The organism is Myxococcota bacterium, assembly GCA_039030075.1.
In the GTDB taxonomy this organism is placed as follows: domain Bacteria; phylum Myxococcota_A; class UBA9160; order UBA9160; family SMWR01; genus JAHEJV01.
Genome location: JBCCEW010000008.1, coordinates 109,016 through 121,800 on the forward strand (window position 1 = coordinate 109,016; position 12,785 = coordinate 121,800).

The window sequence follows — 12,785 nt, forward strand, 5'->3', positions numbered from 1 at the left end:
CGAGGGGGACGAGAGTTGAGCGAAGTCGTTTCGGTGAAAGGGGTGCTGGGACGCGAGGCCGCTGGCGGCACCGTTCGTGTGCAGGGCTGGCTCCGCACAACCCGCCACTCGAAGGGAGTGTCGTTCCTGGAAGTGAACGACGGCTCGTGCATGGCCGGGCTCCAGGTGGTGGCCGAACCCGGCCTCGCCAACTACGAGAGCGAAGTGCGCACGCTCGGCACTGGCTGCGCCGTCGAAGTCGAGGGAGAGGTCGTCGACTCCCCGGGAAAGGGGCAGCGCTTCGAGCTCCACGCCCGCGAGGTGCGGCTCGTCGGAGCGGTCGAAGACGGCTATCCGCTCCAGAAGAAACGGCATTCCTTCGAGTTCCTGCGGACGATCGCCCACCTCCGCCCGCGCACGAACACCCTGGGAGCGGTACTGCGCGTACGCAACGCCGTCTCTCACGCGATTCATGGCTTCTTCCAGGAGCGCGACTTCGTCTACCTCCACACGCCGATCGTCACCACCTCGGATGCGGAAGGGGCCGGCGAGCTGTTTCGCGTGTCGACGCTCGATGCGAAGAACCCGCCGCGCGACGACGCCGGAGACGTCGATTGGTCCGAGGATTTCTTCGGGCGACAGGCGTTTCTCACGGTGTCGGGTCAGCTCGAAGCCGAGATCGGCGCGCTGGCCCTGAGCCGCGTCTACACCTTTGGTCCGACCTTTCGCGCCGAGAACTCGAACACGAGCCGGCACCTCGCCGAGTTCTGGATGGTCGAGCCCGAGATGGCTTTCTGCGATCTCCAGGGCGACATGGACCTCGCCGAGGCGTTCCTGAAGCACGTTCTCGCGGAAACCCTCGATCGCTGCGCGGAGGACTTCGCCTTCTTCAACCAGCGCATCGACGACACGGTGCTGCCGACGCTCGAGCACATCATCGACTCGCCCTTCGAGCGCATGACCTACACCGAGGCGATCGACGTCCTCGAGCGATCAGGGAAGGACTTCGAGTTCCCGGTGAAGTGGGGTGTCGATCTCCAGAGCGAGCACGAACGCTATCTGGCCGAGGAGCACGTCGGACGGCCACTAATCGTCACCGACTATCCGGCGAGCATCAAGGCGTTCTACATGTACCGGAACGACGACGAGAAGACGGTGCGGGCGATGGACGTGCTGGTGCCCAAGGTGGGCGAGATCATCGGCGGCTCGCAGCGGGAGCACCGAACCGACGTCTTGCGTGATCGCATCGTCGCGTCCGGGCTCGATCCGGCGGACTACGGCTGGTACCTGGATCTGCGTCGTTACGGAAGCGTGCCCCACGCGGGTTTCGGGCTCGGCTTCGAGCGCGTCGTCCAGTTCATGACGGGGATGAAGAACATCCGCGATGTGATTCCGTTCCCGCGCGTTCCGGGCTACGCCGAGTTCTGAGCTAGCAGGTTGCTGAAGAATCCTGGACCGAGCCACGCGAGCGTGTTCCGGGAACGAAGAAGGCGGCCGGAAGACGCCGCGTGTCGGCGGGAATGGGTCCTTCGCCAGTCGGCTAGGCGGCGCAAACGAAGTCCGCGCCCTCCCGCCACCCGGCGCGCGCCAGGAAGGCGCGAATCCGGGCACGCGCCTCGGCTCCAGCGACCGAAACGATCAGGGGCAGGCGCCCTGGCGGGCCCAACCGCGCGGGAGCCACGACCGGCGCGTCTGCGATGCGTTGACCCAGGCGCCTGGGGTGGATGTCGACGATGCGTTCCGGGCGCCGCCCGCATTCCGCGAGTGCGCGGGCGAGGTCGCGACCGGTTCCGCCATACCCCCACAAGAGGTAGGTCTGGCCGCGCGCGAGGAAGCCGTCGGCGAGGAAGCGGGCCTTGCAGGCCGTGAAGCGCGCCGCCGTGTAGCGGACGTCGGTCTGCGACAAGCGCTCTGGACCGTGGCGCCAGCCGAGCAGTCGTCGCGGCACGATGCCGAGGGTGTGCCCCGCTGCCAGCAGGCGGAGCACGAGGTCGTAGTCTTCCGGCCAGCCGCGGTCGCGGTAGCCGAAGTCGCGCAGCAGCCCGGTGCGCAACAGCAGACTCGGATGGGGCAGGGGGCACTCGACGGTGGATTCGCGGCGCACGTCTTCGGGCGTGCAAATCGCCGAAAGCCATTCCTCGTAGGCGCGCATCCCGGGGCCGAGCGCGCGGCGCGGGAACAATCGGACGTGGCAGCCGACGCCCGCCCAGCCTGGCGCCCCGTCGAGGGTGTCGCATTGGAGGCGCAGGCGCGCGCGGTGCATCCAGTCGTCGGCGTCCAGGCGCGCGACGAGGGGGGCACGGCAGGCGTCGAGCCCCCGATTGAGCGCCGGCGTGATGCCCTCGCGAGGGCCGCGCAGCGACCGGATCCGGGGATCGCTCCGCGCGAAGTCGGCGACGATGTCGGCACTGGCGTCGCTGCTGCCGTCATCGACCACGACGCATTCCCAGTTGGCTTCGGTCTGGCGCTGCACGCTTCGCAAGCAGCTTCCGAGGGTCGGGGCCGCGTCGCGCACCGGAATCAGCACCGACACCCGCGGCGTGCTCGCGGTCACGAGGCGTCGACGAAGATCGGGCTCGACCAGGCCGCGCCGCCGTCGACCTGCACGACGCGCACGTAGAGGTACTCCCCTTCGCGCAGCCCTTCGAGGGGTCGGTGGACACGGGCCTCGCGCTCGCCTTCCGGCAGGTCGAGGCGGTCGTACACCACGCCACTGCGAATGAGATCGATGTGCTCGAGCGGGGCGGTCCCGATCACTTCGACGTAGAGCGATGCCTCGGTTCCCAAGCGACCGAGGGAATGGGTTCTGCCCATGCCCGTCCCGCCGAGTGCGGCGCGCAGGACGATGCGCGGCCCATTCGTGGCGTAGACGCGCCGCTCGCGCAGGGCCCGCAGGACCGACGGGCGCGTGCGTTCCTCGGCGAGGATCGCGGCGACACCGCCGTTCACCGGGTCGCGCTCGAAGGTCCCCGGGTGGCCGTCGTGGCGATCGCCGCTGCCGACGAAGCCGAGCCGGTAGCCCCGATCGAGGGCGTCCCGCGCGAAGTGTCCCTCGCGGGCGTTGCGGATCAGGCCGGGGCTGTCCGCGGCTTCGCTGCTGCCGTGGACCGAAACGATCTCGACCAGGGTCTCGAAGCGCGGGTCCGGCGGAATCGTCCAGTCGATCGGGACGGGCCCGCCCGCCGGGTGGTGCGCCACCGTCATGGTGGTTTCGGGATCGAGCGCCTCCCAGAGTTCTCCCGGCTCGTCGGTCTTCTCGTCGACCGAGTCGACCAGAAAGCCGGTGTCTTCGAAGAACAACACGTGACGGTGCCCGAAGATCCAGTTGGTCCACTCGAAGCCGAGCAGGGTCACGAAGCGGCCGGGGTCGTGGAACCGCTTCGTTTGGGCCTGGATCTCCTGCCAGTGATCCGGCGACTCGACCAGCGGCTCCATGCCCCAGTGGTCGTGGTCGGTGAGCGAGACGACATCGAGGCCAGACACGTCCCGGGCGTAGCGGAAGTACTCGTCGGGTCGGCCCGTGCCGTCGGAGAAGTTCGAGTGTCCGTGGAGGTCGCCCCAGAGAATGCGCGGGCCGCTCTCCGCGACGATCAGCGGGTTGCTCCAGGCTTCGATCTCTTCGAAGCGGACGTGGAGGCGGTAGGTGCCCGCCGTGCGAGCGCGGCCCTCCACGCGCACCACGCCCCGATCCGCGTCGCGGAACACCGCGCGTTCCGGCAGCTCGAGGCCCGTCGGCGTCGTGACGAAGTGCACCGGCCCGCTCGCTTCGACGCCCGCGTTGTCCGCGCCATCGAGCAACGCCAACCGGACGGGAAACGCTTCGCCCGGGCGCACGACCGAAGGCACCGTCACCCGGAGCCGGGCCACCGCAGCAGCGCGGACGTCGATGGTCGGCGAATCGACGATCAGCTTGCGAACCCCGTCGCCATCCCCGTCGACGCCGAACCAGAAGGTCGACGCGCGTTCCGCGTAGCGATCGGGGAGGGCGGCTCCGGTCTCCGCGCCGTAGTCGATTTCCAGCCGGTCACCGGGGGCGAGGGCGCGTCCCGTGATGGTGATCGAGAGCAGGCCCTCTCCGGCGGTCTCCGCGCGCACGCGCAGGGTGTCGGGAACCGTTCGAATCACCGTGTATCCCGGCAACGACGGGTAGTCGACCTGGGGCGTGCTCCAGCCCCAGTACGGTGAAACCTGGAGCAGGACGGCACCGCCGGTGGCGATGCCGAGCGGACCCGCCTCGTAGATCAAACGGAAGCGTTCCGGGGTTCCTACCCGGGCATAGGGCGGTGTCTGTTCGTCCCGCTCGAGTCGAGCGGTTCCGCCCCCGTCGGACGGATGAAAGCGGGCGCGAGCGTCCACGCCCTCACGCAGCACTTCCACGACGTCCCAACGGGCGCCGGGCGGGCCCTCGCGGACGAGCGGGGTCGCCTCGCCGGACGGGGGCCCAGCGGTCGGCGGAGGGGCCGTCTCGTTCGAGCAGCCAAGAACGCAGCAGAGGGCCAGCGCCAGACGGACGCGGCGGACGATCGGAGCGCCCGGGCGGTGGGCAGGGCAGGGGGGCATCTCGGACTCAGCAGGATAGCGTCGGGAAGCCGGCCCAGAGTCGCTCGCCGGCCACTTCGAGCTTCCGAAAACCTCAAGTGATACGTGAGGATGGCCGTTGTCCTAGCGTATCCGCATCTTCCCCCGGTGCGGCCAGGGAGCCTCATGGCGGCGGACCAGAACACGCCTGCGAGAAACGCGACACCGATTCCGTGGTTCACGGGGTTGGCGGTGATCGCGTGCCTGGGTTTCTCGATCCACGCGAAGCTCCAGCAAGAAGTCGTGACCGCCGAGGCGAGCCAGGCGCTCGACACAGCGGTCGAGTACTGGACGCAGCACCCCTACCTCGAACCCGGCTCGGTCCTGCTCACGCGCATCGACCGTGCGTGGCTCGAGCGCGCCCGCGACGACTACGAACAGCGCCGCGCGCAACAGGGGTGGACCGATACGCCTCCCGCGATCCTGTTGCGGCGCCAGAAGATTCTCGACGATCACGTCGCCACGGGATTGCGCGGCGTTCGCGCGCTTCCGGCGCAGGGCGTGGCCGTCGTGCCGGATGACGGGCCCGCACCCTCCTGGCTCCTCCACCCCGGGCTCCATCCCAGCCTCGCGTTCCTGGCGGGCAACGCCTTCCTGTTGATCTTCCTCGGGCTCTACCTCGAACGGTCGCTCGGCCCCGCGCTCTACCTGACGAGCCTGGCGGGGATCACCGCGGCCGGAGCCGCCGCCTGGTGCTTCGCCTTCGAAGAGGTGGTGGGCTGGGGTCTCGTCGGGACCGCACCCCTGTGTGCGGGGCTGCTCGCCGCGTTCGCCGTGCGCTACGCCGATCGCGCACGCGACGGCTTCTACCCGGTCGGCCTCGTCTTGGGCACTGCCTGGTTGGTGTTGCCGCCGTGGCTGGGCAGCGATGCCTCGTTCACGTCGGTCGATGTGCTCACGAAGACCGCCGCGCCGGCGAGTACGGACGTGTACTGGGCCCTGCTCGGCGCCGCGGTGGCCGGTGTGACCTTCGCAATCGTCGCCCGCTTCGCGAAGGTCGACGGGGTCCGGACCGAAGTGTCCGGCTCGGTCGCCATGCGCCACCCGCTCTTCCGGCGCGCCCTGCGCGCCCAGGAAGGCGGACGTCCCCGCGAAGCCCTCGAACTCCTCGAGGAGCTGGTCCGAGAGGAGCCCGACCACTACGAGGGCGCTGTCCTGCTCTCGGATCTCTTGCGCGAGCTCGGGCGCCCCGAGGCGCCTTCTGCACTCCTGCACGTGATTCGCATCGAGCTGAAGCAGCACCACGCGACCTCGGCGATCGATCACTGGCGTGAACTCACCCAGCACGGTATTCCCGGCGAGATCAAGCCCGCCTTCCTCGTGTCGATGGCGCTCTTGCTGCGCGAGAACAAGGAGCAGGAGGCGGCGATCACCGCGCTTCGCTGCGCGCTCGAGCGTTCCGACGACAGCGTCTCGCGCCACGTCGCGGCCCGCATCGCGCGGGCCGCCCGCGGCATCGACCACGAAGTGGCGGAAGTCGCGGCCTGGCGTGCGCTCGGCAGCATCGAGTTGGGTCTGCGGGAGCGTCAGGCCCTCGAGAGCCTGCTCGCCGAGGTCCTGCCCGCGCGCAAGGAGGAAGTGGCCCGGGCCGCGACGGTCGCGCCGCCCACGCCTGCGGCGAGTGCCCCCGACGCCGAGACGGGTGAAGCGGCGGCGCCCCGACCGGCGCCGATGAACGACGCGATCGATCTCGACCTTCCCGATCGAGGGATCGACGCGATCCTCGCCGTCCCCGTCGAGCTACGCGACGAGGGCCTCCAGATCCAGACGGCAGAGGGTCAGAAGAAGCTCGTGCGCTTCGATCGGATGGAAGCCATCGCCGTCGCAGCGGTCTCCGAGCTCGGACAGAAGCCGGTGATCCTGGTGGATGTGGTGCTCAACTGGATGACCACCGCGAACGAGACGCTGCGGGTGATCCGCCTGCGCGCGGATCGCTTCGATCCGCTGCGGCTGGTCGAGGCGCCTTCGCGGGTCGACGCGCTGCGCGAGACGGTGAAGCGGATGCTGGCGGCCTCGGGGGCGTTGCCGCTGCCCGACGAGCACGCCGCCCTGGGACGTCCCTTCGCCTCGTTCAGCGATCTCGAGACCTACCACCGCACGGTGCTGATGGTCGAGTCCGAAACCGCCAGCGACTAAGGACGCAGCGGGTAGCTGCGCGGCCCCCGTTCCACCGCGAGCGCGGTCTGGATCTCTTCGACCCATCCACACAGGTGGGGACGGGTCTCCCGGGGATCCAGGAGGTCGTGGACGCCGAAGCCCTCGGCCCGCGGAAACGGCGAACGCGCCTGGGCGAACTGGGCTTCGAGCTCGCGACGCCGCGCGTCCGGGTCGGGGGCGTTCTCGATCTCCCTTCGGAAGGCCACGGCCACGCCTCCTTCGATGGGCAGCGCCCCGCCTTCGGCGGAAGGCCAGGCGTAGATGCGGGCGTCGGGCGCGAAGTGGGCCGCGGCCGCGACGCCGTAGGTCTTGCGCACGATGACCGACGCCCAGGGCACGGTCGATTGCACCACCGCGAACATGGCCTCGGCGCCATAGCGGATCGTGCCCGCCTGCTCGGCGTCACTGCCGATCATGAAGCCGGGCTCGTCCACGAAGGCGACCACGGGTAGGCCGAAGCTGTCACACAGCTCGACGAAGCGGCGCACCTTGCGCGCGCCGTCGGCCGTCATCGACCCCGCATAGAAGCGCGGGTCGTTCGCCCACACGCCGACGGGTTGACCGGCGAGCCGGGCGAGCAGGGTCACTTGTGACCGCCCGTAGCCCGCGCCCAGCTCGAGGGTGGAGTCGCGGTCGACCACGGAACGCACGAGCTTGCGCGCGTCGTAGATCTTGCGGCGATCGCGCGGGATCCAGCCGAGCAGCGATTCCTCGATGCGGTTCGGATCGTCGTCGCAGGCCACCCGCGGCGCGCTCTCCCATACGTTCGTCGGCAGGTAGGACAGGAAGCGTCGGATCACCTCGAAGGTCTCGGCTTCGTCCTTCGCCACGTAGTCGACGACACCGCTGCGCGCGTGGACCTTCGCGCCACCGAGGGTCTCCTTGTCACGCTTCTCGCCCAGGGCGCGCTCTACCAGGGCCGGCCCCGCGACCAGCACCTGGGAGGTGTCCTTCGTCATCACCGCGAAATGGGAGGCGACCAGGCGTGCCGCGGGCAAACCCGCGACCGCACCCAGCGCGGCCGACACGACCGGCGCCTGGGCCATGCAATCGGCGATCGACTTGAAGCGGTGCCGGGCGCTGGCCATGCCTTCGCCTCCGCCGCCGCGCTTCGGTCCCTTGCCGCGGGTCCCGGCGACGCTGCCGCCGCCGCCCTGCAGCAAGCGGATCAGGGGCACGCGCTGACGAAGCGCGAGATCTTCGGCGAATACGCTCTTGCGCAGACCGGCCGGCGAGGGTGAACCGCCGCGTTGGGTGAAGTCCTCGCCGCCGACCACGCAGGGCCGCGATTCGATCCGGGCGCTCCCGAGCACGTAGTTCGCCGGCGCGAAGTCGCGCAGCTGGCCGCGTTCGTCGAGCTCGGCGTGCCCGGCGATCGGCCCCTGTTCTCGGAAACTGCCCGCGTCGACGAGTGCATCGATGCGTTCGCGAACCGTCCAGCGGCCGAGCGCGTGTTGCTTCGCGACCGCTTCCGTGCCGCCCAGCTCCAGGGCCCTCCGGCGGCGTTCTCGAATGGCATCGACTTCGGGTTCCCACGACATGCGCGGGAAGATACGCGATCAGCCTTCGTCGGGTTCCGGGCTCGCGTCTCCCTCGGCGACGCGCGTCTCCCCGCTCCAGAGTGCGATCCCGGTCTCGGGCCAGTCGGTCTCCACCTGGGTCAAGTTGGCGATCACGCGCGCCATGCCGCGCAGGTTCGGCTGGCCCGGAGCGCGGCCGACCGGAACGCCCTCGCCCTGGGCGACGAAGAGGGCGGGACGGTCGTGCTCCATCGCGGTGCGGATGCCGTGGTCCGAGGCGACGATCAGCACGTCGTCGGCGTCGAGGGTGGGGAGCAGCGCGCCGAGGCGCCCATCGATGTAGCGGTAGACGGAGAAGAGCAGGGCGTTCCCGTCGTCCTGGCCCGCGCGGACGGCTTCTCCGAAGTGGGCGTGGGTCAGGAGATCGAGCGGTTCGATCCGCATCGCGAGTACGTCGAGGCGGCCTTCCCGCAGGAGTGATTCCGCGGCGTCGAACTCGGCCGCGATCGTCTCCACGTGATGCAGGTCCGAGCCATCGAGGGAGGCGAGGGTCGGGAAGCGAGCACGCTCGTCGGCCCGGAGCGGCCGACGCGAAGCGCCCAGGGCCAGTGCTTCGGTACGGCCCTCGGGTCCCGTCACGATGCCGTGTCGACCGGCGCGAACCCCGCCGTGGGCGAGCAACAGGTTGGCGACGCGGAGTTCTCCCGCGCCGAGCGTCTCGAAGAGGTCGCGGCTCTCGGGCAGGAACCAGCCGAGCGGTTCGAAGGGATTCGTCCCGATGGATTCGAGTCCGGCGAGTTCGACGCCGTACCGGTAGACCGTGCCGACCAGCGAGGTCTCGTTGCGACGTCCCGGCCACACCAGCGCTTCGAGGGCGGCCGCCGTGAGCGGGGGATCGCTGTCGAGCACTGCGCGATGGCCGCCGGCGAGCAGGGAATCCCAGACCGGCAGGTCGCCGCGCGTCCGCAGGTATTGGCTGATGGCCCAGTCCCCGCAGTCGAGCAGCAGGAGCGCAACCCGACGTCGTCCGTCGCGCCCGCGCGCGCGTTCGGGCACGTCGGGAGGCGAAGGGGCAGACGCCATCGTCTCGACGCGCACGCCCAGGGTGTCGCCCGGGCGAGGGACGAGGGTGCCCGACGCGCGGGTGTGACCCTCACGATCGCGCGCCACCCAGCGGGTCGGCGCGAGTGCGAGCGGTCGCTCGACGCGGATCTGTACACCGGCCTGGATCCCTCGCGCTTCGTAGTCCGCGTCGGGCGCTGCGCCCGGGGCGGGGCTCACGAGCAGCGTGCCGCCGGCGAGTTCCGCGGGGAGCGTGAACTGGAGACGTCCCGCACGCGCCTCTTCGGGCGCTTCCGAGAGTCGCCGACCGAGGTCGGCCCGTTCGATCTCGTCGCGGCTGACGCCGTCGAGGGGGACGTGACCGGCCAGGGCGTCGTAGGTGGCGAGGGCTTCCTGGGCTCGATCCGCGGCGACGAGGGTGTAGAGCAGGCGCACGGCCAGAGACTCGGCGAGGGCTGCGTCGGCCTGGATCCTCGGGTCGGCGAGCGCCGTCCGAAACGCCGCCAGCAGGTCGATCTCGGTGTCGTGCAGGCCCGAGGTGCTGAGTGCCAACAGGTAGCGCGCCGAGATCTCGGCCGGATCGCCGCCGGCGGCGCGCCAGGCGTCGTAGGCGCGCTGGGTGCCCGGGAGATCGTCGTTCATGGCGTGGGCCGTGCCCAGGGTGTCGTGCCACAGCCCGAGGGCGTTCTCGGCTTCGGGGGGGAACGGTCCGGACAGCAGGGCGATGGCCGAGGGAGCATCGCCGCGCATCAGGTGGCGCTGGGCGATCAGAACGCGCGTGCGCGCGGCGGCGTTTCCGCGTTCGGGAAGTCGCGACTGGAGGTCGGCGAGCACCTTCGCTTCGGGTTCGAGGACGACACGCGCCTCGAGCTCTCGCTGCAGCAGGAAGGGCTCTTCCGGGTGGGCGCGTGCGAGTGAGATGGCGAGACTCCGCGCCTCCTCGTGTCGACCGACTTCCCCCCACCGCTGCAAGAGCAGATCGCTCAGGCCCGGCTGGGGAATCCAATCCTCGGGGTCGTCCACGAGGGTTTCGAGGAGCGCGATGCAGGCCTCGGTGTCGCCCGCGCGCAGCAGCGCGTGGCAGCGACACTCGCCGGCGGCGCGCCCGGTGTCGTCGGATCCGACCCGCTCCTCGGTCAGTGCGAGGGCGTGCTCGATCCGTCCCTGCTGCGCGGCTTCGCAGGCCTCGATCACGATCCACTGCTCCCGCGCGCGTTCGACGGAGACGAAACCGATTCCGGCGGCCGTGAGGAAGACGCCGATGGCGAGCGCGACGCGCTTCATCGATGCACCGCGGCTGCGACCGGCGGCGGGTTCGCCGTGCGGAGCGAGAGCCCGATCTGCACGCCGTCCTCGGCGCGTTGGAGTTCGAGTTCGGCGTGCTCCCAGGGCCAGTCGAGCGGGGTCGGTGCTCCCTCGACGCCGCTCGCGCGCGCCAGCAGCGCGTCGGTCGTCTCGATGGCGCGCAGATCGAGCGACGCGCGGCCGACATCCCGAGACGCGGTGGTGGACGCGGGCGTCGCGATCGCCTGGCGCAGACTCGCCGGATTCCAGGACACCCAGAGCGCCTCTTCTCCGGTGACGTAGCAAGGAGCGAACTCGGGGAGCAGCCGCAGTCCGAGCAGGCAGGCGCCGTCGCCCTGCGGTGTCGAGAGGGGGCTGGGCGTCACCGACCAGGTGGTGCGGAGGTCCGCGACGAAGCGTTCGACGGCGGGCGCGGCCGTCGCGCGCGAACGGATGCCCAGCGCGATCGCCACCCGCGGAGCGTCGCCGTCGGACTCGGGCTCATAGATCGCCGCCTCGAAGTCGCCGGCCAGGATCGCGGCCGCGAACAGCCCACTCCGCAGACGGAAGAGCCGATCGCCCTGGCTGCCCGGCGGTGCGAGGGCCGCGAGATCGAGTCCGCCTTCGGGCCGCATGCGCAGGTGCACGAGCCGTCCCGACGCCGCCAGGCGATCGGGCCCGGGTGCGCGGGTGCTGGGAACGAGCAGCGCGAGGGGACCCGCGCTCGGCGGGTCCTCCCAACGCGCTTCGAACTTCCAACCCTCGGCGTCGCGCACGCCGCGGCCACGCAGACGCCAGGCGGGCGACTGGGCCCACTGGAAGACCAGGGCCGCGTCGGCGACCTCCTGGCCGAGCGGATCGTCGGGCGCGAGGCAGGCCAGCGCTTCGAGACCGGGGACGGGATCGCCGGCGGGCGCCCGCGCGCCGAGCACCGGGCAGTCGGGCAGCGCGCCGAGTGCGGTGCGGGCCTCGCGCGCGATCCGTGTGTCCGAGAGCGTCGCGAGCTCCTCGAGGAACGCGACGAGGGCCGGGCGCGACGCGGCCCAGGCGCTCTCGTGCCAACGCGTTTCGGGCTCGGCAGGGGCGCAGGCGATCGACGCCACACACGCGACGACGACCCAGCACCCGGGGCCGCGGGCCTTCCCGTGCGGCGGCAACGTTCGAGCAAGAACGGACACGCGGCTCCTCTCTGAGACCCTCATCGGCACCGACGGGCGAGGCTTTAGGCAACCTGCCTGCGTGTTCGTGAGTACAGACGGGGGGCATTCGCACCGATGAACACGGTATGGACCCCGTCGAGGAACCCATCGAACCGGTCGGCCCCGCGCTCGAGCGCAACGGGGACACGCAGGACCGGGAGCGAAAGCCCGAGCGCGGTGCGCGCCCGGCTGCGCGTGGCCATCGCCACCTGCTCGGCATGCGCGTCGACGCGACCGACTACCTCGAGGCGACCGAACGCATTCTCGAGATGGCCGAGACGGGCGGCGGCATGAGCTGCATCGCGAATGTCCACATGGTGATGGAAGCCTGGGACGACCCGGGCTTTCGCCGCGTCGTGAACGACGCCGAACTGGTCACACCCGACGGGGTGCCCCTCGTGTGGTCGCTGCGCGCCCTCGGCATTCCCGATGCGAGTCGCGTGTACGGCCCGGACCTCACTCCCGTCGTTTGCGCCGAAGCCGAGCGCCGCGGCGTTCCCGTCGGGTTCCTGGGCGGCACGCCCGCCGTGCTGGAGACCCTCTGCCAGGAGTTGAAGCAGCGCTTTCCCGCCCTCGAGATCGCTTTCGCCCACAGCCCGGCCTGGGCGCCGGCGCCGACCGCTCCCGACACGGAACTGGTGCAGGACATCGAGGACTCGGGCGCGCAGGTGCTCTTCGTCGGCCTCGGCTGTCCGAAGCAGGAGCGCTGGATGTCCGTGTATCGCGAGTCCCTGTCCTGCGCCCTGGTCGGTGTCGGGGCCGCCTTCGACTTCCTCGCCGGGGAGAAGGCCCAGGCTCCGGCGTGGCTCCAGCGTGCGGGCCTCGAATGGGCCTTCCGCCTGGCCTGCGAGCCGCGCCGGCTCTGGCGTCGCTACCTCTGGCACAACCCGCGCTTCGCCTGGCGGATCTCCCAGCAGCTGCGCCGCGCGCGTGCAGAAGTCTCCCGCGCCTGAGCCGTCAGCCCGAAATTCCTCGCAGGAACGGGGGGTTCCCGGCCCCCCTGCCT

8 protein-coding genes are annotated in these 12,785 nt (G+C 70.7%); 3 read left to right on the top strand and 5 right to left on the bottom strand.

Going from position 1 to position 12,785, the window contains the following annotated elements:
- The first annotated feature begins 15 nt into the window (after positions 1 to 15).
- Complete coding sequence (asnS, locus tag AAF430_10960; GenBank protein MEM7410744.1) at positions 16 to 1,407, top strand: asparagine--tRNA ligase; 1,392 nt, start codon at positions 16 to 18, stop codon at positions 1,405 to 1,407.
- Positions 1,408 to 1,519: 112 nt separating this feature from the next.
- Here the strand turns inward: asnS and AAF430_10965 are convergent, their stop codons facing one another.
- Together AAF430_10965 and AAF430_10970 are read right to left on the bottom strand one after the other, a co-directional pair.
- Complete coding sequence (locus tag AAF430_10965; GenBank protein MEM7410745.1) at positions 1,520 to 2,533, bottom strand: glycosyltransferase family 2 protein; 1,014 nt, start codon at positions 2,531 to 2,533, stop codon at positions 1,520 to 1,522.
- On the bottom strand, positions 2,530 to 4,539 hold the full coding sequence (locus tag AAF430_10970) for a CehA/McbA family metallohydrolase (GenBank protein ID MEM7410746.1): 2,010 nt from the start codon (positions 4,537 to 4,539) through the stop codon (positions 2,530 to 2,532). The genes AAF430_10965 and AAF430_10970 overlap by 4 nt, the downstream gene beginning before the upstream one ends.
- A gap of 144 nt (positions 4,540 to 4,683) precedes the next feature.
- On the opposite strand from AAF430_10970, the gene AAF430_10975 reads away from it, so the two are divergent.
- Entirely contained in the window at positions 4,684 to 6,693 is a 2,010-nt protein-coding gene (locus AAF430_10975) for a hypothetical protein (protein MEM7410747.1), read from the top strand.
- On the opposite strand, the gene AAF430_10980 is transcribed toward AAF430_10975, so the two are convergent.
- Genes AAF430_10980 through AAF430_10990 form a run of 3 tightly spaced genes read right to left on the bottom strand, consistent with a single transcriptional unit; the run spans position 6,690 to position 11,758 of the window.
- Positions 6,690 to 8,255, bottom strand: coding sequence for a carboxyl transferase domain-containing protein (locus AAF430_10980; protein ID MEM7410748.1), 1,566 nt, complete (start codon positions 8,253 to 8,255; stop codon positions 6,690 to 6,692). The genes AAF430_10975 and AAF430_10980 overlap by 4 nt on opposite strands.
- Positions 8,256 to 8,273: 18 nt before the next feature.
- Positions 8,274 to 10,580, bottom strand: coding sequence for a hypothetical protein (locus tag AAF430_10985; protein ID MEM7410749.1), 2,307 nt, complete (start codon positions 10,578 to 10,580; stop codon positions 8,274 to 8,276).
- Complete coding sequence (locus tag AAF430_10990) at positions 10,577 to 11,758, bottom strand: hypothetical protein (protein ID MEM7410750.1); 1,182 nt, start codon at positions 11,756 to 11,758, stop codon at positions 10,577 to 10,579. The genes AAF430_10985 and AAF430_10990 overlap by 4 nt, the downstream gene beginning before the upstream one ends.
- 107 nt (positions 11,759 to 11,865) lie before the next feature.
- Here AAF430_10990 and AAF430_10995 point away from each other — a divergent pair, with 107 nt between their 5' ends.
- Positions 11,866 to 12,732, top strand: coding sequence for a WecB/TagA/CpsF family glycosyltransferase (locus tag AAF430_10995; GenBank protein MEM7410751.1), 867 nt, complete (start codon positions 11,866 to 11,868; stop codon positions 12,730 to 12,732).
- The last annotated feature ends 53 nt before the right edge of the window (positions 12,733 to 12,785 follow it).